29 protein-coding genes are annotated in these 25,306 nt (G+C 29.8%); 8 read left to right on the forward strand and 21 right to left on the reverse strand.

Features of this window, described 5'->3' with window-relative positions; all coding sequences use genetic code 11:
- Positions 1-91 precede the first annotated feature (91 nt).
- The gene (locus tag IO99_RS01995) at positions 92-1,420 is read left to right on the forward strand and encodes an MATE family efflux transporter (protein WP_035129598.1); all 1,329 of its coding nucleotides are present in this window, start codon (positions 92-94) and stop codon (positions 1,418-1,420) included.
- A 165-nt stretch (positions 1,421-1,585) separates the two neighbouring features.
- Here IO99_RS01995 and IO99_RS02000 read toward each other — a convergent pair whose 3' ends face one another.
- From IO99_RS02000 to IO99_RS02030, 7 genes are all read right to left on the reverse strand, one after another.
- Positions 1,586-2,848 carry an MFS transporter gene (locus IO99_RS02000; protein ID WP_035129601.1) on the reverse strand — a complete coding sequence of 421 codons (1,263 nt, stop codon included), beginning with the start codon at positions 2,846-2,848 and terminating at the stop codon, positions 1,586-1,588.
- Positions 2,849-2,858: 10 nt separating this feature from the next.
- Positions 2,859-3,647, reverse strand: a complete 789-nt coding sequence (locus IO99_RS02005) for a zinc dependent phospholipase C family protein (protein WP_035129604.1) — start codon at positions 3,645-3,647, stop codon at positions 2,859-2,861.
- Between the two features lie 170 nt (positions 3,648-3,817).
- The gene (locus IO99_RS02010) at positions 3,818-5,206 is read right to left on the reverse strand and encodes a hypothetical protein (RefSeq protein ID WP_035129607.1); all 1,389 of its coding nucleotides are present in this window, start codon (positions 5,204-5,206) and stop codon (positions 3,818-3,820) included.
- 2 nt (positions 5,207-5,208) lie between these two features.
- Positions 5,209-5,769 carry a sigma-70 family RNA polymerase sigma factor gene (locus IO99_RS02015; protein WP_035129610.1) on the reverse strand — a complete coding sequence of 187 codons (561 nt, stop codon included), beginning with the start codon at positions 5,767-5,769 and terminating at the stop codon, positions 5,209-5,211.
- Between the two features lie 197 nt (positions 5,770-5,966).
- Positions 5,967-6,122 carry a rubredoxin gene (locus tag IO99_RS02020; protein WP_035129613.1) on the reverse strand — a complete coding sequence of 52 codons (156 nt, stop codon included), beginning with the start codon at positions 6,120-6,122 and terminating at the stop codon, positions 5,967-5,969.
- Positions 6,123-6,356: 234 nt separating this feature from the next.
- The gene (locus tag IO99_RS02025) at positions 6,357-7,280 is read right to left on the reverse strand and encodes a hypothetical protein (RefSeq protein WP_035129615.1); all 924 of its coding nucleotides are present in this window, start codon (positions 7,278-7,280) and stop codon (positions 6,357-6,359) included.
- 18 nt (positions 7,281-7,298) lie between these two features.
- Positions 7,299-8,678 (reverse strand): bifunctional metallophosphatase/5'-nucleotidase, encoded by a 1,380-nt coding sequence (locus IO99_RS02030; protein WP_035129617.1) that lies wholly within the window; start codon positions 8,676-8,678, stop codon positions 7,299-7,301.
- 283 nt (positions 8,679-8,961) lie between these two features.
- On the opposite strand from IO99_RS02030, the gene IO99_RS18610 reads away from it, so the two are divergent.
- The 4 genes from IO99_RS18610 (at position 8,962) to IO99_RS02045 (ending at position 10,544) form a co-directional block, all read left to right on the forward strand.
- The gene (locus IO99_RS18610) at positions 8,962-9,132 is read left to right on the forward strand and encodes a spore coat associated protein CotJA (protein WP_084178034.1); all 171 of its coding nucleotides are present in this window, start codon (positions 8,962-8,964) and stop codon (positions 9,130-9,132) included.
- Between the two features lie 14 nt (positions 9,133-9,146).
- Entirely contained in the window at positions 9,147-9,395 is a 249-nt protein-coding gene (locus tag IO99_RS02035) for a spore coat protein CotJB (protein WP_035129619.1), read from the forward strand.
- Between the two features lie 17 nt (positions 9,396-9,412).
- The gene (locus IO99_RS02040) at positions 9,413-10,000 is read left to right on the forward strand and encodes a manganese catalase family protein (RefSeq protein WP_035129621.1); all 588 of its coding nucleotides are present in this window, start codon (positions 9,413-9,415) and stop codon (positions 9,998-10,000) included.
- 172 nt (positions 10,001-10,172) lie between these two features.
- Positions 10,173-10,544, forward strand: a complete 372-nt coding sequence (locus tag IO99_RS02045) for a hypothetical protein (RefSeq protein WP_035129623.1) — start codon at positions 10,173-10,175, stop codon at positions 10,542-10,544.
- 153 nt (positions 10,545-10,697) lie between these two features.
- Here IO99_RS02045 and IO99_RS02050 read toward each other — a convergent pair whose 3' ends face one another.
- From IO99_RS02050 to IO99_RS02070, 5 genes are all read right to left on the reverse strand, one after another.
- Positions 10,698-11,135 (reverse strand): GNAT family N-acetyltransferase, encoded by a 438-nt coding sequence (locus IO99_RS02050; protein WP_035129625.1) that lies wholly within the window; start codon positions 11,133-11,135, stop codon positions 10,698-10,700.
- Between the two features lie 19 nt (positions 11,136-11,154).
- Positions 11,155-11,316, reverse strand: coding sequence for an N-acetyltransferase (locus IO99_RS18925; RefSeq protein WP_156964267.1), 162 nt, complete (start codon positions 11,314-11,316; stop codon positions 11,155-11,157).
- A 103-nt stretch (positions 11,317-11,419) separates the two neighbouring features.
- Positions 11,420-12,274 (reverse strand): GNAT family N-acetyltransferase, encoded by an 855-nt coding sequence (locus tag IO99_RS02055; RefSeq protein WP_035129628.1) that lies wholly within the window; start codon positions 12,272-12,274, stop codon positions 11,420-11,422.
- Positions 12,275-12,697: 423 nt separating this feature from the next.
- On the reverse strand, positions 12,698-13,501 hold the full coding sequence (locus IO99_RS02065; RefSeq protein WP_051823851.1) for a GNAT family N-acetyltransferase: 804 nt from the start codon (positions 13,499-13,501) through the stop codon (positions 12,698-12,700).
- 278 nt (positions 13,502-13,779) lie between these two features.
- Entirely contained in the window at positions 13,780-14,262 is a 483-nt protein-coding gene (locus IO99_RS02070; RefSeq protein WP_035129634.1) for an LURP-one-related/scramblase family protein, read from the reverse strand.
- A 274-nt stretch (positions 14,263-14,536) separates the two neighbouring features.
- On the opposite strand from IO99_RS02070, the gene IO99_RS02075 reads away from it, so the two are divergent.
- Positions 14,537-15,940, forward strand: coding sequence for an APC family permease (locus tag IO99_RS02075; protein WP_035129637.1), 1,404 nt, complete (start codon positions 14,537-14,539; stop codon positions 15,938-15,940).
- Between the two features lie 82 nt (positions 15,941-16,022).
- Here IO99_RS02075 and IO99_RS02080 read toward each other — a convergent pair whose 3' ends face one another.
- The 8 genes from IO99_RS02080 to IO99_RS19395 all read right to left on the reverse strand — a co-directional run bounded on the left by IO99_RS02080 (position 16,023) and on the right by IO99_RS19395 (position 22,902).
- The gene (locus IO99_RS02080) at positions 16,023-16,976 is read right to left on the reverse strand and encodes an L-threonine 3-dehydrogenase (RefSeq protein WP_035129640.1); all 954 of its coding nucleotides are present in this window, start codon (positions 16,974-16,976) and stop codon (positions 16,023-16,025) included.
- A gap of 106 nt (positions 16,977-17,082) precedes the next feature.
- Positions 17,083-18,276, reverse strand: coding sequence for a glycine C-acetyltransferase (locus IO99_RS02085; RefSeq protein ID WP_035129643.1), 1,194 nt, complete (start codon positions 18,274-18,276; stop codon positions 17,083-17,085).
- A 185-nt stretch (positions 18,277-18,461) separates the two neighbouring features.
- Positions 18,462-19,160 carry a lysophospholipid acyltransferase family protein gene (locus tag IO99_RS02090; RefSeq protein WP_035129646.1) on the reverse strand — a complete coding sequence of 233 codons (699 nt, stop codon included), beginning with the start codon at positions 19,158-19,160 and terminating at the stop codon, positions 18,462-18,464.
- Positions 19,161-19,195: 35 nt separating this feature from the next.
- Entirely contained in the window at positions 19,196-20,185 is a 990-nt protein-coding gene (gene queG, locus IO99_RS02095) for a tRNA epoxyqueuosine(34) reductase QueG (RefSeq protein ID WP_242844066.1), read from the reverse strand.
- Between the two features lie 77 nt (positions 20,186-20,262).
- Entirely contained in the window at positions 20,263-21,240 is a 978-nt protein-coding gene (locus tag IO99_RS02100) for an NAD(P)/FAD-dependent oxidoreductase (RefSeq protein WP_035129649.1), read from the reverse strand.
- A gap of 73 nt (positions 21,241-21,313) precedes the next feature.
- Positions 21,314-21,979, reverse strand: a complete 666-nt coding sequence (modB, locus tag IO99_RS02105; protein WP_035129651.1) for a molybdate ABC transporter permease subunit — start codon at positions 21,977-21,979, stop codon at positions 21,314-21,316.
- A 130-nt stretch (positions 21,980-22,109) separates the two neighbouring features.
- Positions 22,110-22,751 (reverse strand): molybdate ABC transporter substrate-binding protein, encoded by a 642-nt coding sequence (modA, locus tag IO99_RS02110; protein ID WP_242844068.1) that lies wholly within the window; start codon positions 22,749-22,751, stop codon positions 22,110-22,112.
- A gap of 7 nt (positions 22,752-22,758) precedes the next feature.
- Complete coding sequence (locus tag IO99_RS19395) at positions 22,759-22,902, reverse strand: hypothetical protein (RefSeq protein WP_242844067.1); 144 nt, start codon at positions 22,900-22,902, stop codon at positions 22,759-22,761.
- A 259-nt stretch (positions 22,903-23,161) separates the two neighbouring features.
- Between IO99_RS19395 and IO99_RS02115 the strand changes: the two genes are divergently transcribed.
- A complete protein-coding gene (locus IO99_RS02115; RefSeq protein ID WP_035129654.1) occupies positions 23,162-23,599 on the forward strand; it encodes a GNAT family N-acetyltransferase in 438 nt (145 codons plus the stop codon).
- A gap of 194 nt (positions 23,600-23,793) precedes the next feature.
- Positions 23,794-24,267, forward strand: coding sequence for a YbaK/EbsC family protein (locus tag IO99_RS02120; protein ID WP_035129656.1), 474 nt, complete (start codon positions 23,794-23,796; stop codon positions 24,265-24,267).
- Between the two features lie 93 nt (positions 24,268-24,360).
- Here IO99_RS02120 and IO99_RS02125 read toward each other — a convergent pair whose 3' ends face one another.
- Positions 24,361-25,263 carry a sensor histidine kinase gene (locus IO99_RS02125; protein ID WP_035129658.1) on the reverse strand — a complete coding sequence of 301 codons (903 nt, stop codon included), beginning with the start codon at positions 25,261-25,263 and terminating at the stop codon, positions 24,361-24,363.
- Positions 25,264-25,306: the final 43 nt, after the last annotated feature.

Consider the following 25,306-nt stretch of genomic DNA (forward strand, 5'->3'; position numbering starts at 1 on the left):
TTTACTAAATTTAAATATAGGTATTACTAAATTATGATATAAAAAATGTTAATGTAGAATAAAAATATTGAATTAATAAAGTGAGGTTTATATGACTAAGGATTTAACTAAAGGAAATGAAACCAAAGCTATAATAAGCTTTGCCATTCCCCTTATTATAGGAAATATATTTCAACAATTATACAATATCGCCGACTCCATAATCGTTGGTAAATATATAGGTGCATCTGCTTTAGCGTCAGTTGGATCTTCTTTTACTATTATAGTATTTTTAACATCTATTATTCTGGGACTTTGTATGGGCGCATCCGTTGTATTTTCTCAATGCTTCGGAGCTAAAGATAATGCTAAACTAAAAAGTAGTATTTTTACTGCCTTTATCTTTATCGGCTTAATAACTATCATAATTAATTTATGTGCTATTTTCTTTACTGATAATATCTTAATTTTTATGAATACCCCACAGAGTTTATTTAATGATGTTAAACAGTATATAATTATAATCTTTTACGGTATAAGCTTTACCTTTATCTATAACTATTTTTGCTGTTTACTTCGTTCTGTTGGAAATTCCTTTATACCTCTTGTATTCTTAATAATAGCAGCCATAATTAATATAGTTCTTGATATTGTTTTTATAACTGTGTTTAATCTTGGTATTGCAGGGGCAGCTTATGCTACCATAATAGCTCAAGGCATCTCTGGAATTTCAACAGCCATATATTGTTTTATTAAACTACCTGAAATCAGATTTAAAAAATGCGACCTTAAAATAGATATAAAGATTTTAAAGTTAGTAGCAAATTATAGCCTTCTAACAAGTATCCAACAATCTATAATGAATTTCGGGATTTTATTAATTCAAGGCCTAGTAAACTCCTTTGGAGTATCAATAATGGCAGCCTTTGCAGCAGCTGTTAAAATAGATTCCTTCGCTTATATGCCTGTTCAAGATTTTGGTAATGCTTTCTCCACCTATATTGCCCAAAATAAAGGTGCCGGTGAAGCTTTAAGAATAAAAAAAGGAGTAAAATCTTCATTCAAGATTATTACCTTATTTTGCATTATAATATCAGCAATTGTAGTAATATTTTCAAAACAATTAATGACTATATTTATATCTCCATCAGAAGTTGAAATTATAGCTTACGGCTCTCAATATCTATGTATAGTAAGTGTATTTTACTTTCTCATTGGATATCTTTTCATGTTCTATGGTTTTTATAGAGGTATAGGTTCCACTAATATATCTATTTTGCTTACTATTATATCCTTAGGGCTTCGTGTAGGAATTTCCTATTGGCTAGCTCCTACCTTTGGTATAACTGCAATTTGGTGGTCTATCCCTATAGGTTGGCTCATTGCGGATATAGTAGGTATATCCTTTATAAAAAAATTTGTAAGAAATATAAATAAGTAAATAATAAAAACCGCTTATAGATTACTCCTTTAAGTATCTATAAGCGGTTTTAATATGATATTTTAAATTTACACTTTAGGAATCTTCAAAAATAAATAAGTCAGAATGCTCGTCTATCTCAAAATATACTTTCCACCTTTGACTTATTATTTATTTTCAGATGCCTTATAAACTAACAGTAGTTTCTTTTTCTATAGATATATTTACTTTATTTGCTGCTTTAAATATTATAAGTCCAAAAATAAACATTACCACAATTCCTGCTACCCCAGCCTTAGAGCTTCCTGTTATATGGGTTGCTATACTCATAAGCATAGTTCCCATGAAAGCAGCCCCTTTACCAAATATATCATATAGTCCAAAGTATTCACTAGATTTCTCCTTAGGAATAATTTTTGAGAAATAAGATCTTGATAGTGCTTGAATTGCCCCTTGAAATACTGCAACACATACTGCAAGAATCCAGAATTCCCATGCTTTATCTAGCTGTAATGCAAATATGGTTATTGCTATATACCCCATAATTGAAGCTGCTATTAACTTATCACTTTTAAATTTTTTAGATAATCTTCCAAATAAAATAGCACAAGGAAAGGCAACTATTTGAGTTAAAAGTAATGCTAATAATAAATTACTATCTGTAATTCCAACATCTTTTCCATAGGATGTGGACATGCTTATAATTGTATGAACTCCATCTATATAGAAGAAAAATGCAAGGAGGAATAAGAAAATCTTCTTGTTTTTTCTAATGTTTAAAAGAACCTTACCTAGCCTCTTAAAACTTTCTGCCACTGGCTTATTTCCTTTTTCAACATAATACTTTTGTTTATAGTTCTTTAGTAGGGGCATTGTTATTAGTAACCACCATAGAGCAGTTAATAAAAAGGCTGTCCCCGTTGCCATTGCAGTTGTAAGTCCAATTTTATCTGCAAAAAGTACAAGGAGTAAACTTACTGTAAAAGGAATACAACTTCCGATATACCCCCAAGCATATCCATGAGATGATATCTCATCCATTCTATCATCAGTAGTTATGTCATTGAGCATGGCATCATAAAAAATAAGACTTCCTGAAAACCCAACCTTCCCTATGACAAATATAGCTAGAAATACAATCCATGGTACCGGAAGAGCTAAAGCTGCACAACCTAACACTCCAAACATCATGAATAATGAAAATAGTGGCTTTTTATAACCTTTAGTGTCCGCTACGGTTCCAAGTATAGGTCCAAGTATCGCTACAATAATTGTAGATAAGGATACAGCATAACCCCAGTAAGCTGTTGAATCTGCTGGTGAAATCCCTGATAAACTCGCAACATTTTTAAAGTAAATAGGAATTATAGTAGACACCAACATGGTGAAAGCTGAGTTTCCTACATCATATAGAATCCACTGCTTTTCTAACTTAGTAAATTTACTCATTTTACCCCTCCTATAGAAAATTTCTATTGAAGAATTCCCCTAAGTTGTCATTACTTTTTATAGCACTATAGTACTCTTCAACTCTATGTACTGCCTCATCTATAGCCTCTTCATAAAGGTTAAAAAGCTTTTTATTTATTTCTATACACTTTATATTTGGTTCTACATTAATTATCATACGGCTAAAGCCTTCTCCACCTTTAATTAAACCTAATAAGCCTTTTATAATCTTTCTTTTCAAATTATTTTCACATAATAGTAGTCTATTATAAAACCTTACAGATTTAAGGCATTTATATATTTCTTTTCCACTAACATTATCATAAATGCTAGCAATATGAGCTGCTATAACCTTATTAGGAATAATATGAGCTCCTGCACTATGCCTTTGTGGACTTAAATTATTTCTCCTCATTAATGCTCCATCTAACTCTGCTTCTATTTCAGCATGAGATATATTACTTTCCTTCATAGCTTCTGCAATAAAAGGATGACAACTACTATCAAGGACAAAGTGGCATACAAATCCTAAAATATAAGAGAGACAAATCTCATCCTTACTTTCTTTAATATACTTTTTCGACCTTTCTAAAAATCCATAGGCCTTTTCATCATGTAATCTATGTCCATACTTAATTATTTCATTCTTAAATAAGGGCTTATAATAAAAAAGTATATCTGGACCATTAAGTCCTATATAATATGCTTCTTTATTTTGGTTTATAATATCTTTTATCCCATGGGGCAGTTTTTCTAAGACAGTATGTCCAAAACTATAGTGAGTATAACTTGCGGGCATATAAATCCACCTTTCAAATTTCATAAATATTCTGACTTCTATTATAATTATATATTTTTTATGTTTTCAGTGAGTTATATTAAGGTAAAATTCTTGTAAATCCTTATACTATTAATATTCCTAATTTAATTATAAAAGCACCAACTAATTAAAGCTAGTGCTTTTATAATTTATTCCACTATGAACTGCCAATTACCCTCTTGATGAACTAAAATATTATTTACATCTATATATATTTTTCTTAAAACTCTTTCTGTAATACTTAAATCTTCATTATCTAGGTATACCTCACCTTGCTGATTTTCCATATCACCCATGGCACCACCAGTTCTAAAATTTTCTCTTACCATAAATATTGTTCTGCTTTCATCATAATTATTACTAAAGTCAAAGTGTATAGTATACTCTCCACCTTTATTTGTGATAGAAGCAGCTTTAATACTATCTTGAAGCCCTTTAAGTTTAAGATCTTCATTTATTTTAGAAGTTTCACCCTTCTTAGGAATTTTTATAGCTAATTTACCTCCTTCTTTTAAAACATAATTTATATCTACATCCTTTATTTTTATATCTAATTTGCCTTTGTACGGATCTAATATTTTAAAAGCTCTCCCAGTTCCATCATTAGCATTTTCTATAGATAGTAAAGTACCTTCTTCATCTCTAACTTCAACTTTTCCAATGGCATCTAAACTAATGGTGTAATCTTCACGCTGCTGATAATCTATATTGCTCCATATTTTAAAGTATCTTTCTCCTTCTTCATAATAACTAGTTGCCCCTAAAAGAACTTCTTTATCTATGGCATTTCCACCAATTTCATCATAACTATTTTTAAAATCTACCTTTTTTAAATTAAACTCACCTATATCTTTATCCTTATAGTGCAACTTAAAACCTGTTATTAAACCCTCACCCTGCTGAAAAGTAAATCCTGCATATCCTCCACTTGCAAAGCTAGTTAATCCTACATTATACATATTTCCATCACTAGTCTTTAATTTTAAGTTGTTTATTATTTCTCTTTGATCCCCTATGCCTTCAGCTTCTGCATCCTGGTTAAACCACATTTCAACATATATATTCTCACCATCATTTGTAATACTTTTTACTAATGCAGAACTACCATCAATATTAATTCTTACTGGTTCTTCTAGCATATATAGCTCTTTATCTGCTTGCTGTTTTATAATGCCTTGGGAAGGAGTAAATATTAGTTTTTCAGCTATCTGCGCAATGACTTCCTTGCCTAAAGGGGACATGCCTATTAATAGGGCTAATATAGCAACCACTGCAGCCACTTTATACTTCTTCATAGATCTTTGCATTTTCCCGTTTTTCTCTTGATTAAACTGTATTTTTTCTTCCTCACTTTTTTCTTTATTTACTTCTGTTAAATCAATACTATCATTGCTTTCATAATTATCTATATTTGCTAATTTCTCCTTCAAGGATTTCTTCAATCTCTGTTTTTCAACTTCATCCATAGGAATTTCTTCAAACTCACTTATATCAAAATCAATCTCATTAAATTTATCATATATATCCTTATTATCCATAACTATACCCCCTCCCTAGCTTCCTTATAATACTCTCTTCTTATCTTTTCTCTGCCTCTACTAATTCTAGTATTTATATTACTTACAGAAAGCTTTAATGCTTCACTAATGCTTTTACTCTTCTCTCCAAGTAAAAATTTCATTATAAATATAGTTTTATCTGGTTCCTCCATACTTTCTATAATACTTACTAACCTGCTATTTTCTATATCATCAAGATAATGATCTTCTGCACTTTTACCATCAGTGATGGCTTCATCCATAAGCTGGTTATTTTCTTTTTTACCATACTTTCTGTAGTAATCAATTGCTTTAAATTTTGTGATAGCCCCTATCCAACTTTTAAACTTAGAACTATCCCCAGTAAACTTATACCCATTAACCCAAATTGCCATAAATACATCTGACATACATTCCTCAATTAAACCTTTATCCTCTACAGAACATAAAGTTTTAGATATAATTCCTTTTACTAAGGGCCCATATATATCAATGATATAATCAAGAGCTTTAGGATTTTTTCTTTTTAATTCTGCAATAAAATTGTCTTTATCCACCCTCATTAAATCTCCTCCAAATTTCCTTCTTCACCCTCTATATCGAAAGCAATATAGCTTATCTTACAAAATTCTAAAATTAAATATAAAAAGTGTCTTAAAATATACTATACTTTAGTTTTCACTAAAATATAATTCAATATTTTAAGACACTCTTAAATTAAACATTATTTAATTATTTACTTCTCTAATTACTTACTTATCTAATCTACAGAATCTGTTTCCTCTAATGGTTTAAAGAAACTTTTATCCCTTTTACAAACAGGACATCTCCAGTCTTCTTTTAATTCTGCAAAAGGTACCTCTTCTTGGCTTTCATCATACAAGTAGCCACATACACTACATTTATAAATTTTCATATCAATTCCTCCTCAATATAAAATTATATTAATAAACTCCTTATGTTAGCTAAATTACCAACTCAGGATTATTAATCTCTTACACTTTGATGTAGCTTTAGTCATTCTATTTAAATTGTAAATCTCCTGAAAGTCCCATGAACAAAACAACTATTTAACTAGTTATATATATTCCTAGTTGTAAAGTTTTATATTTTTATACTTACATAGTTATATACTTACCTTTTCAAGTTTCTATGGCTCTACCTGTATAAAAGCATTTCCCCCAGAGGACTCCAACTTATTAAGTGTTCCATTATTATTAAATGCCGTCATAGGGTAATATTTATATTTAAATCCATAGGTGTCTTGAACCTCAACTAACACATCGAACATATCTCCCTTTTTTAATTTATACTTTCCTTTGATAGTTCCAGTATAATTACTAACTTCACTTGAAGGTTCATTACTTTTTTCTAATTTAATTTCATCTATAACTTCCTCATTTATTCTTATCTTACATGAAGCTTCTTCTACAGAATTTCCTACTATAGAACTTGGATAAATGACACTTTCAATCCATCCATCAATTATAACTTCATCACCCTTTGTTTCATATTTCCCTTTAAAAGGTTGAGGCATAATTTGAAGTTGATACTCCATTTGATCTATATATTCATCTTCCCATGTTTCTTTTTTCACTTCTGCTCCATAGTCTAAAGTAAATCCAAATTTAACAGTACTCCTTATTGGAACTGCTATCTTTGCACTATAGTTTAGAGCTTTATCTAATTTACCTTCAACACTCTTACTATCTCCATCGCTACAGTCATAGTTAAAATAAAACTTTAATCCTTCTTTATATACCTTAGGAGTTCCTTTAAGATTAATACTAATGGTTTTGTTTTCTGCATCTAGCCCTTCTACTGAGTAACTAAAGTCACTTAAAATACTCCCTTGCTTTTTTAGGGTTTCTTCTACGGTGGTATTAATGCTACTTAAGGATGTCCTCATATCATTATATTGATTATAAATATCACCTCGTAAGCTATCTAGGTCTTGTCTAAGAGAATTAACTTTTAACAAACCCCACAGATTAAGCAATATCAAAACTATAAATCCTATAATAACTCTTCTTTTTACCTTTTTATTTTTCTCTAATAATTTATTATCTTCCACTTCAATCCCCTTTCATAACTATATTCTTATCCATCTATCTTCTAATGCTTTATTAACCATATCTTCATCACATAAATATTCTCTTAATATATCTCTTATGTATCTATCATCATATTTATGATTAGAATTATTCTTTAAATCTTTATATCCAGAACCTCTATGAAGATAATCAGAGCTACTTACCCTATAAACTTTATCTTCCTTAAGAGGTTGTCCATTTATAATAACTTCTAATACTTCTCTTTCCCTGTATTTAATCTTTACATTTCTAGAAAAATGAAGTCTTCCTACAAATTTTCCTCTAAAACCTGGTCCCCTACCATCAGCTAAAACTATGTCTCCATCTAAACTTTCCTTAATAGCTTCTAATATACATTTTCCTTCAATTTCAAAGTATGTAGGATTTAATGGAGATGGCTCTATTTGTAATAGCTTAAGATTAGTTACTGCACCTTTTTTTATTCCTCCATTTAATACTCCACTATTTATGAAAGCAAAATCACAATTATAAACTTTAGATAGTCCATCTGCTAATAAGTTAGTAATAGGATTTTCTTCTATTACATCATGCCATAAATTTTCTTTAACTTCATATAGTGGTATAGAAAGATTATTTAAAGCTATCTCTTTATTATTCTTTAATACTTTAATTATACCTTTATCCATATCTAAGCCTTCTATATTTATATTTTTGCCTTTTACTAAACTTACTTTATTATCTTTTATAGATAGTTTCAATACTCCCAAGTGTTCTCCAAACTGTCCTGAGGTATGGATTATGGTATTATTTATAATCTTAGGTTCATCCATAAGAATATGAAAATGTCCTCCTATTATTACATCTACCTCTGAAATTTTTGTTGCAATCTCTTCATCCTTATCCATACCTAAATGGGATAGAACTATACATATATCATATTTACCCTTATTATTATTTATCTCCTTATTTATTCCCTGAAGATAATCTAAAATATCTAATCCACAGCTTGTACTAAACTCATTTAAATTTGGAGAAGCACCTATAATTAATATCCTTAATCTAGCTTTATTAATTATTATACTTTTGCTTAGCCCTTCTATTTCCTCACCATTGAGTTTTCTTATATGACAACTTAAAAAAGGTATCCTTCCATCAGAGGTTAATCCTTCTAAAGTATGAATTCCATCAAAGGTCTCATTATTTCCAATGGAAATAGCATCATATTCAGCTTCCTGAAGTAACTCTATTGCAACCTTCCCCTTAGTTCCATTAACTTCTACTCTTTTAAAATCTGCTAGATCTCCCGCATCTAATACAATTGTATCATCATTTTTTAACTCATTAATTTTTGTAGTTATTCTTGCTAAATTTTCAAAATTGCTATGTATATCGTTAGTATGTAATATTTGTAATTCCATAATACATCTCCTTTGTATATGCTAATAAATCATTATAAAATTCACATAAAAATAGACTTTAAATAGAGTTCTTTACTCCCACTTTGAAGAAGATTGGAGTATTAGAGCTAGTAGTTATCGGATAATTCAATGAACATTATATATATCCATATATATAAATATTTTACAACATCTTATGGAATATTCATATGAAAATTTAGTTGAAATTGAAATTTATTTTCACAAATTTTACACATATAACATAACATACTATTAGGTAGAAATTAATTCAAGGAGAAAACAAATGAGCAATTATAATGATTACTCACATAGAAAAATGGAATACGCTTGTGCTTTTGTATTACCTCAAGCATATGAAAATTTATTTTTAGTTAAAGATGCTCTATCAAAGGGCACAATATTTAAGGATTTATATAAACCTTACAACGAGAAGAAAAACTCAAGATGGGAATAGAGGAGTGAGATATTATGTATGATCAAGAATTATTAAATAATATAAGAAAACTTCAATTTTATTGCATAGATTTAAATCTATATCTAGATAACTTCCCTGATAACGAGGAAGCTACTAAGGATCTACAAGCCGTATCTCATAAGCTCGGAATATTAGTACGTCAATATGAAGAAAAATATGGCCCACTTACTAATTTCGGCTCAGCCTCTGTTGAAAGTCCAATGTGTTGGACTTCATTACCATGGCCTTGGGAAAATTATTAACACAGGAGGATTATAATATGTGGTATTATACAAAAATGTTAGAATATCCAATAAATCTTAAATCTAAAGATCTTAGAATGGCAAAATTTCTAGTAGCTCAATATGGTGGCCCAGATGGAGAATTAAGTGCAGCACTTAGATATTTGAATCAACGTTACACTATGCCTACTGGAAAATCTAAAGCACTACTTACTGATATAGGTACAGAGGAGATGGCTCACGTTGAAATGATAGCTACTATGATTTATCAACTTATGAGCAATGCTACTCTAGAAGAGCTTGAAGAAGTAGGCCTTGGTGGTCACTATACTAATCACGGAAGAGCTTTATTCTACACAGACCCTGAAGGAGTACCTTGGACAGCAGCTTATATTCAAGCTAAAGATGATGTAGTTGCAGATCTTCATGAAGATTTAGCTGCAGAAGAAAAAGCAAGGGCAACCTATGAGTGGTTAATAAATCAAAGTGATGATTATCAAATTAAAGAAATTTTGAAATTTTTAAGGGAAAGAGAAGTTGTTCACTTCCAAAGATTTGGTGAAGCTCTAGATGACGTGCAAGACTGTTTTAAAAGAAAACCATTGCTAGATCCATTGAATAGATAAATTAAAAATTTATATTCTAAGTGAATATACTTATATAAATAAGGGACTTTGCAAAATAAACTAATTTTATATATTTTGTTAAGATCCCTTATTCTAATTTTACTAGATAACCTTGCTATAATTACCATAAAACTTTATATAATATAATAATCAATAAAAAAGGAGATTAATCATGGATAAGTATCAAATTAGTTCCTTAATCAAATGTGTTGTTTGGGGGATAATCTGGTCTATTATCTTAGTGTTAATTGGATTAGGTATTGTTCATTTTACTGCCCATAACTTAAAGGATGTTTTATTTATTGAAGGTATAATATTAGTTATTTTAGGAATTTCTTCTTTCCTTGGAGGAAATCCAATGGGATTATCCCTTCAAGGACTGGGCCAAACCAATGCTCAGTATATAGCAAATGCAAATCTTGAAGTAACTAAAATGGAAAAAGAAAAAACTAGTACTATTAAAAAGAATTTTAAGGCTAGCATAAATACTATTTCACTAGTTATGGGTGGTGTAATATGTATAATAATCAACTTCATCATTTAGATTTTAAAAATATTATAGGGGATATCAATAAATAAACTTCTAATCTTTCACTATGTTGAGCTTGTACTTATATTAGATGACAAGCTCAACATTAATTTAAGATTTAGCTTATTTTGAGATATCCCCTTTCTTAAATCAGAAGTTTTAACTATATTATAGTTGTATCTCCATTACTACTTCTCCCCACATTATCTTTCCAGTTTTTCTAAAACCTACAGCTTCATATAATTTTTCAGCAACACTATTTTCTGGTTCAAAGCTTGTATAAACTTTTATATTTCCATGTTCTTCTTTTAATAGTTCTAATAGTTTTAATATAGTAGCCCTACCATATCCCTTACCTTGATATTTCTTGTCCATCATAAGTCTACACATCCACCAGCTATTATCATCACTATCAAAGCTGTACATTAAAAATCCTACCATTACTTCTCCATCATATATTGCTAAAGGATAGTTTCCTTCTTCAAATTTAGCCTCTAATATAGAGTATGAATTTGGTGCCACAAAATGTTTCTGATTTTCTTCTACTGAAAGCTTAATGCACTCTCTCCAATTATCATTATCCACTGCTTTAAAAATAAGATTCATAAATATTTTCCCCCTAATATTATATTTCTTTCTTATAAAAAACCTCATCCTCAGCTTCAAAGCCAGTTATAAACTGTTTAAAGCCAAAACTAGAGTACAGTTTTTTTGTTACTATATTCTTTGGATGAAAGCTTAAATATATAGTTTTATATTTAGATTTTTTCTTGATATCAATGTTCATTTTTTTATTCACCGACATATCACTATTTGATTTTCATAACACAACTCTATCCTCATATTTATCAGTTACTTTGTTATAAATTTATTATTCTTATTTCATGCTACTAAATTATAAATCTATAATAATCTAATTGTGTTTTAATAATAAATCCATTATTAATATAAAGGTTATATGCTGTATGATTTTTGCTATCCACCTCAAGATATATATCTTTAATATCCAAGGTCAACGCCTTCTCTATTCCCTTACTTAATATCTCTTTTCCATAGCCAAGTCCTCGATACTTAGTTGAAATTCCTAATCCACAAATAAACGCATTACCACCTTCTAAACTAATACTACATATGCCAACAATTTCATTATCTACTTTAGCCATATAGGATATCCTATCTTTAGATTCTATTGCTCTATTAACAATTGCCTTTCCTTCTTCCAAAGTTTTATTAAAAATGTCTATGTGTAGCTTTGCTATTTCATCTACATCTTGATTAATTATTTGATATAATTTTAGCTTGTTCTGTGCTTTAGTAAATTTATCCTTTTTATATACTAATAGATACTCAGAAAAATCATATTTAACATTAAATTTCCTTAAAGTTAACCTACCATCATTGCTTGAAGGCTCATGCACAAAGAGTATTTCTCTAACATCATACTTTCTTAGCTCATTAATAGCACTTTCTAAAAGTATTTTAAAGAAACCTTTCTTTCTCTTCTCTGGCAATGTATATGTAGAAATCTCTGCCTGCTGTGATGTTGGTATAAACATAGCTAGAAAGCTTACAAGTATTTCTTCTTCATATAATAGGAAAAAACAATTTATTTCCTTATTAAAGTTAATTTCATTTGATAGAAATGCACTTCCTTTAGTTTTATCGTAGTTTTTGCAAGCCTCTTCTAAGTTTTCAATATCTTCAATCTGCTTCTTATCTAGTTCTCTTAACTCTAAACTTTGCATTAACTCTAACCCCCTACATAAAAATAACCATATCCTTCACCGTAGATGATAGGATATGGCTAACTAGCACATATTTGCTTTAAACATAGTCTTAAACTTAAATATTACTTTTAAGTTCACTATGCTATTTAAAATATTTAGATATAAAAAGCCCTAGGAATACCCCTAGGACTTAATTACAAATTAATACTTTAAATTCAACTTTAAAAACCTATAATTTCAGGTAGGGCGTTATTATATATTCTATTTAATTTTATATTATTTTTATAGAAATCTCTGTTCATAAACAACGTATTCCCACCTTTCTTATTACTTATATTTACATTATAAGTTTTATTTGTATCACTTGTCAATATATTTATTATCAATCCTAAATAAACCATGCTGCTTCTAATTTATTCCCCTCAAAATCTTTGAAATAGATTAATTCCCTCCATTGTTATCTTTAAATTCCACTCTTAAAAGTCTTGTCTTACTTACAAATCCGCTACTTTCTAAAGTTTTTTTAGAATTTGTATTATAGTACCAACATCCGCAAATTGGAATTTCTCCTTGCTTATAGCAAATTTTTTTTAGCTCTGCTATAATAGTTCTTCCAATGCCCTTTTGTCTATATTCTTCTCTAGTAAACATACCTATACTAGTATATCCTTTTAGTATCCTTCCTTTTTCTTGTATACCAAAACCTAGCACATTAGTACTCTCTTCAAAAATATATAATTCTCCATCTTTAACCTGTTTGTCTACGTCTTCAAAGAAGTCACCACTGAATTCCTTTATCCCATCAATATCTTTATCTTCTGCTTTTCTTAGATTACCATTGTTATAATACCTTATTTTCTCTGGGCTACATTTATGATCCTGGAAAAAATAAGCTTGATTTTTTACTTCTTTATTTTCTATATCACATATACAACTTAAATATAACTCGTCTCCTGTAAATACATAGGCTGATTTTGGATTAAACTTTTTTAATATAGCATTAAAATACTTTTGAGCGTATTTTATATATTTACACTTGATATAAAACAGTGTTAATAATTCATCATCATATATAGCAAAATATCCTATATACTTTGAATTCATAACTATCCTATAAAACTTAGATTTAATTATATGGTCCTCTAAATATGAATCAAAGGGTGAAGACAGGGTTTTTATATAATCTTTTAAAAACTTACTTATATCATCACAATTAGTTAATTCGAAGCTTATACTTGCTTTCATATGTTTCCTATAATCTCCAATAAATTAAACCCCTGTACCCTTATTAAAATACCTTCTTTTATGCTACAGCTTATATGTCGCATAAATAATCTTTCTTTAATAATTTTACTCATTTTTACCTAGTAAGTACCTGTTAATAGTACCACTAAATTCCCCCCCTTTTTTATTTTATTTACCCCAGTTATTTTCTTTACTTAGTAGCTTGTCTTTCTTTTATTGCAATAATAGTTCCCCCCTAGTAATTTTTTAGGTTACTAATTTACCATTTAATTTTAAACTTAGTTACCCCTATTATTAGCAGTACACATTTCACAGTCTATAGCTAAAACTATAGCTAAGCATAATATTTCATCAGCCTGATCAGATATATTTAGTACATAGCTATCTCCCCAAGTAAACCATTCCTTGCTCACCGTCATAACAGCATATTCACCTTGATATAATGTATAATCATGGGCCCAAAAATCACCTGTTAACCTTAAGTCAGTTCCATCTAGATAATAATTTTGATTAATAAAAGTAAATTTTTTTATCAAATCTCCAATTACCATGCCATTTATGATAATTTCAAACTTAGGCATAAAGGTAAAGAGTTTCTGCCTTATATAGCCCACTTCTTTATGACTTTTATCATAAATATGAAGTTTATGCCCCATGGAAAACATTTCACCTTCAACGAAATATTTATCTTCCTCTTTTTCATCTTTAACTATAAATCTATCAGTAAATGAAAATACTTTTTGCTTAATATATAATTTCATAGCTTCCTCCGTCATATATACTCATTATTAATATTATCTCATAAATTTTAGAACATTAATACAAATTTATGTAATTATGTATCCAATAATTTTAATATGTTATTACTAATAAAATTATTCAGATTATATTTATAGATAAATGTTCAATAATATTTAATAATTTCTATAATATTTTAAAAATAATTCGATTAATATGAAAATATTTTATTTTAAATGTAAAAAGAATGTTTCCCATGATATAATAATATCGTAATTTAATATAGGAGGGAAATTTATGTCTGAAAAAAAGGATAAACAAATTCTTTGGTATACCTTAGCTTTTATGGCATTCTCAACAGTATGGGGTTTTGGTAATGTTATTAACGGCTTCTCTGAATACAATGGACTTAAAGCAATTGTATCTTGGGTATTAATTTTTACTATTTATTTTGTACCTTACGCACTAATGGTAGGTGAATTAGGCTCTGCATTTAAAAACTCTGGTGGTGGAGTTAGTTCTTGGATTCATGAAACCATAGGACCAAGAATTGCATACTATGCTGGATGGACATACTGGGTAGTTCATATGCCTTATATTTCACAAAAACCATCTGGTTTTATGATTTCAGCTAGCTGGGCAATTTTCCAAGATAAACGAATCAGTAGTATGAATACAACTCTATTACAATTATCTTGCTTAGTAGTATTTTTAGTTGCATTATATATTGCATCAAAGGGATTAAATCCATTAAAAAAGATAGCTACCTTTGCAGGAACATCTATGTTTGTAATGTCTATTCTATTTATCATCTTAATGTTAGCAGCTCCAGCAATTACAGATGCTAATCTAAATGCTATAGATTGGTCATTTAAAACTTTTATGCCTACATTTGATGTTAAATTCTTTACCAGCTTATCAATCTTAGTCTTTGCTGTTGGTGGATGTGAGAAAATATCACCTTATGTTAACCAAGTTAAAGACCCTGAAACTGGTTTTTCAAAAGGTATGATTGCATTAGCAATTATGGTTGCAGTATGTGCAATTTTAGGAACTATATCATTAGGTATGATGTTTGATTCAAATAATGTTCCTAAAGACTTAATGACTAATGGTGCATATTATGCTTTCCAGAAGTTAGGTGAATACTATCACATAGGAAATACTTTCGTAATTATTTATGCTATTACAAATCTTATTGGTCAATTTGCAGTACTTATAATATCAATTGATGCACCTTTACGTATGTTACTTAATAGTGCTGATAGAGAGTTCATACCTGAAAAAATGTTTGTACAAAACAAATATGGTGCTTATACAAACGGACATAAACTTATATTAGTTATTGTTTCAATTTTAATAATTCTACCTGCTTTTGGTATAGGAAGTGTAGATGAATTAGTAAAATGGTTAGTAAAACTAAATGCTATATGTATGCCTCTACGTTATTTATGGGTATTTGTTGCATATATAGCTTTAAAGAAGGCAGGAGAAAAATTCAATCCTGAATACAAATTTGTGAAAAATAAAACACTAGGTATTATTATCGGAGCATGGTGTTTTGCATTTACCGCTTTCGCATGTATTGGTGGTATATACTCTACAGATCCATTCCAATTAGTACTTAATATTGCCACACCATTCTTCTTAATAGGTTTAGGATTAATTCTTCCTTATATTGCGAAGAAAACTAATCATTAATTTTATAGTTAAATAGTACAAGCATATAAAAATAGGACTGAATAAAGATATTTTATCTTCATTCAGTCCTTTATTTTTATCTCTATTTTATGCCTTTAGCTTTTAATTTTTCAAGCATATCTGCTGTCATCTTAGCTAAGTCATATTCAGCTTTAAAGCCCCACTCTTCTTTAGCAGCAGATGGGTCTATTGAATCTGGCCAAGTGTTTGCAATTCCTTGTCTTACTGGGTCTACATCATAAGACATTTCAAATTCTGGAATATGCTTTCTAATTTCTGCAGCTATTTGCTCTGGTTCAAAGCTCATTGCAGTTATATTAAATGCATTTCTATGCTTTAATTTACTTGGATCAGCTTCCATTAAAGTGATTATTGCATTTATAGCATCTGGCATATACATCATATCCATGTAAGTTCCTTTACCTATGAAAGAAGTATACTTACCAGCTTTTAATGCCTCATAATAAATATCAACTGCATAATCTGTAGTTCCACCGCCTGGTAATGCTACATAAGAAATAAGTCCTGGGAATCTTACTCCTCTTGTATCTACACCATACTTAGAGTGGTAGTAATCACATAATAACTCTCCAGAAACCTTAGTTACACCATACATAGTGTTTGGTCTTTGAATAGTATCTTGTGGAGTATTCACCTTAGGTGTAGATGGTCCAAATGCTCCTATTGAACTTGGAGTAAAGAATTTACAATTTAATTCTCTAGCAACTTCTAAAGCGTTTACAAGACCACCCATGTTAATAGTCCATGCAAGCTGTGGTTTTGCTTCTGCAACTGCTGATAAAAGTGCTGCAAGATGAATAATAGTATCTACTTCATGTTTTTTAGCTATTGATAAGAATTCGTCATAGTTTGTTACGTCTAAAGTTTCAAAAATTCCACCTTCAACGATTGGATTTCCTTCTGGTTTTCTTACATCTGTAGCTACTACATTATCTACTCCGTAAACTTCTCTTAATTTCGTTACTAATTCCGTACCAATTTGACCTAAGCATCCGCTAACTAATATTCTTTTCATATTGATTCTCCCTATCTAATGTTATTTAAATTTTATTTAAATGTTTTTTAGTTAAAATCTATAACCTTTAGAGGAGGATATTCCTCCTCTACTTTTAATACAAATATTATTTTATTAAGCCCATTTCTCTTCCTACTTTTGCATATTTAGCAATAGCTTCATCTAACAATTCTTTTGTGTGAGCAGCTGATGGCATGTTTCTTACTCTAGCTGTTCCAAGTGGTACTGTTGGGAATACTATTGATTTAGCATATACACCCTCTTCATATAATCTTCTACTGAATTCTTGAGCCTCAGCAGCCTCTCCAATTATGCATGGAGTTATAGGTGTTTCACTATGTCCAATATCAAATCCTAATTCTTTTAAGCCCTTTTTAAGGTAATTTCCATTTTCCCATAATCTATCATGAAGTTCCGTACTTTCAGTTAATATATTTACAGCCTCTATACAAGCTCCTGCTGCTGCTGGAGTTAATGATGTAGAGAATAGGAATGGTCTACCTCTAACTTTTAACCAGTCGATAAGGTCTTTAGATCCTGCTACATATCCTCCAACTACACCGATTGCTTTAGAAAGTGTTCCTATTTGGAAATCTATTTTGTCAGATAATCCAAAGTGGTGAACTGTTCCAGCACCTTTTCCTAGTACCCCAGAACCGTGAGCATCATCAACGTAAGTAATTAAATCAAACTCTTCTGCAATCTCAACAATTTCAGGAAGTTTTGCAACATCTCCATCCATTGAGAATACACCATCAGTGATTACCATTATTTTTTCATATAATCCTGATTCTTTTGCTTCTTTAGCCTTTGCTCTTAAATCATCCATATCAGAGTGTTCAACTCTTATGATTTTAGCTCCTGATAATCTACATCCATCTATAATTGAAGCATGATTTAATGCATCTGAAAGTATTGCATCTTTTTTGTTCATTACAGCAGATATAGCTGCCATATTACAGTTAAATCCTGATTGGAAAGCTATTGCAGCTTCAGTATGCTTAAATGCTGCTAACTTCTTCTCTAATTCTATATGTATGTCTAATGTTCCATTTATTGTTCTAACAGCACCAGCACCTACACCGTACTTTTCTGTAGCTTTGATTGAAGCATCAATCATTCTCTTGTTAGTGGCAAGTCCTAGATAGTTGTTTGAAGATAGGTTTATTAGCTTCTTTCCTTCTATTTCTATCACAGGTCCATTTTGTCCTGTAATAACATTAATTTCATTATAAAGCCCTTTACTCTTAAGGTCCTCTAAATTAGTTTTAAGGAAATTGTTTAAAGATTTGCTTCCCATTTGATTACCTCCATTTAAATTATATTAAATAAAATTTACTATACATGCTAATATATTAATAACATATATAAGTATATTTATACTCCATAATAATATTTTTTAACACTTACCTTTATAAATCAGCTACTTATACTTTCCCTTTACATAATTAGAATATCATCTACTATAAGTTTTTCAATGAATCCTTATTTATATACACCTCTATATTTTTCTGGTAAAAGAGCAGCTATAGATTTCATAACTTCCAACATAGCTCTTTCATTATATTCATTCTTATCTTCTTCTTTAAGTTTTTCAGGTAAATATATAGGTTCTCCAAACCTTACAGTAACTTGAGCTGTTTGGAAGTTTTCTTCCCCCATATCACCATCATTTATAGGTAAAAATTCTTCTGTGCCTGCTAACCCAATTGGAATTATCTTAGCCTTAGATAGCTTAGCCATTAGAAGAAATCCCTTCTTACCTTCTATCATTGAACCACTTCTACTTCTTGTTCCCTCTGGAAATATCATAATATTTTCTCCAGCTCTAAGTTTCTTTACAATTTTACTAATGGCATCCTTATCTGCAGAATTAGGTTTAATTGCTATGGTCTTTATAAACTTAAATCCATTCTTAGTAAAATCGTTATTGGAAAGCTTTACTCCCGCAATGAATGTGGGGTCAAAGTCTTTTAATAATTCGTTAAGTATTAATCCATCAGCATTACTTAAGTGGTTACATATAAATATTATTGGGCCCTTTATACCTTTAATTTTTTCGTAGCCTTCAACCTTCATATTAGCATACTTTTTTATTGATGTCTTTACATAACTTCTTGCTAGTTTTCCAGAAAGACTCTCTGGTAATTTATTTAAAATTTTTGTTAATATATCTCTTTTCATAGAAATCTCCTTTATACCTAAGACTTACCTCCATACTACTTCTTGAATAATCTGTTATAATACTCCTTTATGTATGGTGAGTTAATACTCTCTTCTATATTATCTCTATCTTCATTATACCTCAAATAATAATTGATAAGCCCATTTCTTATTAATAAATTCTTTCCACGCCATCCACAAGAATGCATGATATACTTTTCTTTAAAGTTTTTATTATCAAGATTTATAAGCTCTAATAAATCAACCTTTTCCATATACTCCTTAGGTAGAAATTCTTTAATAGGTGAAACTTCCACATTTAAATTATGTGGACATACTTTTTGACAATTGTCACACCCAAAAATCTTGCCTTTAACCATATTTAATTCTTCATTATTTAAGTGCTTTTTTTGAGTTAAATAAGAAACACATTGTGAAGAATTAAACTTTTTAACATCTTCTATTATAACATTTGTTGGGCATTTTTCCACACATAAATTGCACCCTTTACAGCCATATTTTTTTGATTTATCCCCTTGTAGCTTAAGATTTGTTATTATTTCTCCTAAAAATACATAGGAGCCATACTTTTCCGTAATAAGAGTATTATTCTTCCCTATAAATCCAACTCCACTTATAGCTGCGATATATCTCTCTGGTAATGGGTTACTATCTACAAACCATTTAGCCTCTCCTCCTAAGGATTCTATATAATCACATATTTCCTTTAAATATTTTTCTACTACTCTGTGATAATCTAGTCCCCTTGTATATAGAGAAAATTTATCTCCTTCTCCTTTATCACCATGATAATAAGGAAAAGCTATTGATATAATAGTTTCTCCATTTTCCATTAAAAGCTTTGGATTAATCTTTTTTTCTATATCTTCCTCTTCAAACTCATTAAAAAGATTATTTTCTTTTCTATCTATGAAAAATTCTTCTAGTTCATTAAATCTTCTACTCTCTGTAAATCCAATAGTATCTAAAGAAAGTTTCTTTGCATAGTTTATTATTTTCTGTTTTTTATCTATATATTCTTCCATTGATTTATATATTTCCTACTTTCTCTTTTACATATACCCTATCCATATCCTGAGCTTATTATTAGTTTACCCTTGCTCTATTGTACTCCACACAAATACTCTGCTGCGTACTTAGCTGCTAATTTTCCTTGATTCATAATCTTCTCCACATTAGTATATCCATCAACCACTGCACCACAAGCAAATATTCCTTTCATTGAGGTCTCCATTTTATCCGAAATAAATATACCTCCCTTTTCTTTCTCTATATCTATTCCCATTTTTTCTGCTATTGCAGTATCTGGTTTTAAGTTCATACATAGCACTAAAGTATCACAATCCACATATTTACTAGTTCCTTCAATAACATTATATTCTTCATCTAGATGTACGATATCTACACCAGTAACTCTATGGGTACCATATATCTTTACTACTCTATGGTTAAAGAGTACAGGAATATTAAAGTCTTCAACATATTCCTTAGCTTTATTACTTACAGCTCTAATAGCTCCACTGGTTTCTATCATACTTATTACATTAGCTCCCTCTAAAACTAAAGTTCTCGCTGCAAGTATTCCTATATCATCAGAGCCTAAGACAATGCATCTTTTTCCTGGTAATACCCCTTTTCTATTAATATACTTTAGCGTTGAGCAAGCTGTGGTAATTCCAGCCAACCCATAACCTAGTATGTTTTTATAACCAAAGGGTCTCTCCCTTGAGCCCATGGCAAGAATGATAGACTTAGCTTTTATAGTCTTTATTCCTTCCTTACTATTTACCATAACAACTTCTTTATTCTTTTTTATTTCCAAAACTGTAGTATCACACTTAATAATTACGCCTAAATTTAAGGCATCCTTTACTAATCCTGATATTAATTCAGGAGCAGCTAAATTTTCTTTTATACTCTTATAATAAAAACCTGCCTGAACACATGAAAGCATAGCTCCACCAGGTTCTATATCCCTATCTATTACAATAACCCTATTTACCCCTCTAGATTTGGCCTCTACCGCAGCCATAACTCCACTTACTCCTGCACCTATAACTATTAGGTCAAAAGCTTCCATGAAATCCCCTCCTATTCCCAAAGCTCTATAAAATCTACCTAGATTATTATACTATTATTCTTAGTATTTATCATTATTTTCTAAGTTTCTTCCATCTATTCAACCAAAATACCATAATAAAACTAAATACAACTACAATTGCTACCAGCACATTTCCCTGAGTTCTATTTCCACTTTCCATAGCAAAATATATTGCTATTGGTATAGTTTGAGTTTTTCCTGGTATATTACCAGCAACCATAAGACTAGCTCCAAATTCACCTAAAGCTCTAGTGAATGCTAAAATAACTCCACTGATAATACTGTCAAAAGCCATAGGTAATACTATATGAAAAAATATATAACTATCACTGGCACCAAATATTCTAGCTGCCTCTATACATGTAATATCTACGTTTAAAAAACCAGCCTTAGCACTTTCATACATTAATGGCAATGCCACAATTGCAGCTCCAATGGCAGCACCTTGCCACGTAAATACTAAAGTACCTCCAAATACAGCTTCAGTAAGCTTTCCTAAAGGACCATTTCTACCCATGACTATTAGCATTCCATACCCTACTACTGTAGGCGGAAGACACATAGGCAATAGTATTATTGTTTCTAATACTGACTTCCACTTAAAACTATATCTACAAAATATCCATGCTAATGCTATACCTAAAATAATAACTATCCCTGTGGCAACAAAAGCTACTTTAAGCGAAATCATCACTGGTGTTAATATGGACTCCATCATATATTTATCATCCTCATCTTATATTGTTTATATATACTATAGGAATGCTGTTTTGTATAACATGTATAATTTATAGGCTTCATCAGGCAATTGTTTCCTATGAAGCTTATAAATTATCCTTATTTAATGATTAATTAACCTTAAAACCATACCTTTCCAGTATTTTTTTACTTTCACTAGTATCTAAGAACTCTAAAAAACTTTTAGCCTCATCTTTAACTTCAGAAGTCTTTATTACCCCTCCTGGGTATATGATTTTTTTATGACTTGATGTATCGAAAGTAGTGACCACAACAGAATTTTTTATATTAACTGTATCAGATTTATAAACAATACCACAAGCTGCTTCACCATTTTCTACATAACTAACAACTTGTTTAACATCCTTTGCAAAAACAATGTTATTCTCTATGACATCCCACTTATTATAGTGAATTAAAGCTTCCTCAGCATATTGTCCTGCGGGTACAGAGCCTATTTCGCCTAAAGCTATATGTCCATCTAGGTTATCCAAATCATCTAGCTCCTTTATTTTATCTTTATATTCATTATTAACAATTAAAACAAGTTCATTTTCTACTATGTCTTTCTTACTTCCACTTTCTATAAGTTCCTTATCCTCTAGAGCTCTAAATTGCTTTTCTCCTGCAGACATAAATATATCTACCGGTGCCCCTTCCTCAATTTGTTTTTGAAGCGCTCCTGATGCCCCAAAGTTAAAAGTTAAAGTTATATTATTTTTTTCTTCATAGATCTTTTTAATTTCCTCCATAGATTCTTTAAGACTTGCCGCTGCTGAGATTATTATTTCTTTTTTTTTCTCCACTATTATTAGTTTCTTCTTTATTAGCTTGTCCATTGGAACACCCCACAAAAACCATGGCTAAAACTGTAATTGCTATGATAACTCTTAACTTTTTCAAATTAAACCCCATCCTTTTCCATATTTATGTATTAATTATACATCTAACAAATTCACTTTCAAGAGTATTTATACCATTTTATTACTTTTTACCAAAATTCTATACTGATATAAGTAAAATGTAATATAATATAACTAAATATCTATATTCTATATTTAAATAAAATTTTTATATTTAATTTAATTTCTTAGCTGGAGATAAGTTAATAAACTTTATTTATTAATATTTTTCTGTATTCCCTATAGAGGAGGTATTTATCTTGAATTTTGAAATTAGGAAAGCAACCCTTGAAGACGTAGATGCTCTTAAACAGTTAAACTATGAATTTAATGATGTAATTGTAACTAATGATAACATTGTAGAAGGAATTAAAGATGGAGATGAAATTATTGTAGTTTCTACAGTAAACAATTCACCAATAGCTTTTGCCTGTGCAAAAATTACTAAATCAATTTGTTATAATTATAAGGATGCTGAAATCACAGAGGTTTTTGTAAGAAATAACTATAGAAAACAAGGTATTGCTAAATACATGATTAAATTTATAGAAGATATTTTCGAAGAAAATAAGGCTAACCATATAGGAATTTTAACAGGGACTAAAAATTTTGCAGCACAAGACTTATATAAGAATTGCGGCTATAATCTAAAAGAAAAGGTAATGATGGTAAAGTACCTTCATGACAAAGAACATTAAACTACTGAGGTGTAAGCCCATTAAATACCTATAGCTAACACAACATTTTAAAATATTAAGAAGTTAAAATTTAAAAATGTTAACTTTTTGCATAGTTTCATAGGTAAATATTTAACTTTTTTGTATATAAAATTTTCTCTATAAAACCATGTTTATAATATAATAACTGATATACCAAGGAAGGAAGGATTAAAATGTCTATAGAAAATGTTCGTAAATATTTAAGTCAATGGAATCTTGATTCTAAAATTTTAGAGTTTGATGTATCGAGTGCAACTGTTGAACTTGCAGCCCTTGCCCTTGATGTAATCCCAGCAAGAATTGCTAAAACTCTATCCTTTAAAAGTGATGAAGGATGTATTTTAATTGTTACTGCTGGCGATGGCAAAATTGATAATAGCAAATTTAAAACTCAATTTAAAATGAAAGCAAAGATGTTATCTCCTGATGAAGTTATCCAGATAACTGGTCACTCCATTGGAGGTGTTTGTCCCTTTGGAATAGAAAATCCTAATGTGAAAATTTATATGGATATATCTCTTAACCGATTTGATACAGTATTTCCAGCTTGCGGTAGCAGTAATAGTGCCATCGAGCTTAGCTGTGATGACCTTTATAAATATTCTAAAAGTCTAGAATGGGTTGATGTTTGTAAAGGCTGGATTTAAAATAATATATTATACATTAAAGGAACATTCATGGACTGATTTTTACAGTCTTGAATGTTCCTTTTACTTTACTTAAAACTTGTATATTTTATATTATGAACTTAATTTAAATCTTACCTCAATGGTAAAGACTTCATCCTCTAAACTAGCAGAAACCTCATGTCCCATACTTTCTGTAAGTTTCTTTACAATAGTTAATCCAAGACCTGTATTTTGTCCTGTCCTCATTCTATCTCCAGTAAAAAATCTATCAAAAACATGTTCTAAGTCTTCCTGTGTAAAGTTTTCTACCCTATTACTAAAAGTAGAAATAATTACTCCATCTACTTGCCTTTGACATATAGACATAGTTTTACTACCATGCTTTAAGGCATTTTGAAATATATTTGTAAAAATTCTAATTACAGCATTTTCATCGGCAATTATAGCTGGTAATTTTTCTTGTAGTTGAGCTTCTACTTTAAAGTCTTTATCAACAAAATCATTATAAAAAGCTGCTACAATTTCACGCAATAAACTTTCAACATTAACCTTTTTAAATTCTAGGTCATATTCATTGGCTTCTAATCTAGATAAATCATAAAAGCTAGTAATAAGATTTTGCAACACCTTAGAGCGTTTTTCTATAATATCTAAGTACTCCTGTTTTTCTTCTTCACTAGTAGACTCATCCCTAATTAGCTGTACATAGCCTAGAATAGATGTAAGAGGAGTTCTTAAATCATGAGATATATTAGCAATTTGCTTTCTTAAATCACTTTCACTCTTTTCATGAGCTATTCTATCATTTTGACTTTTTTCTAATATAAAATTAATTTCACCTATCATTTCTTCAATATCTTTATTAGGGGCTGCTAATTTTAATTGTTCATTGGTTTTTATATTTTTAAGCTTCTTCAATTCCTTATTTATATTGTTTATATTATAGCGATTTAGTAGAAAGAGCACTATAAATAATGCTGCTATACCACCAAATAAAATAGTTATATATATCATTTAATGCTCCTCCCAAGACTTACGCCCTAAATATATTTCTTCA

This window comes from Clostridium sulfidigenes, assembly GCF_000732635.1.
GTDB classification, from domain to species: Bacteria; Bacillota; Clostridia; order Clostridiales; family Clostridiaceae; genus Clostridium_J; species Clostridium_J sulfidigenes.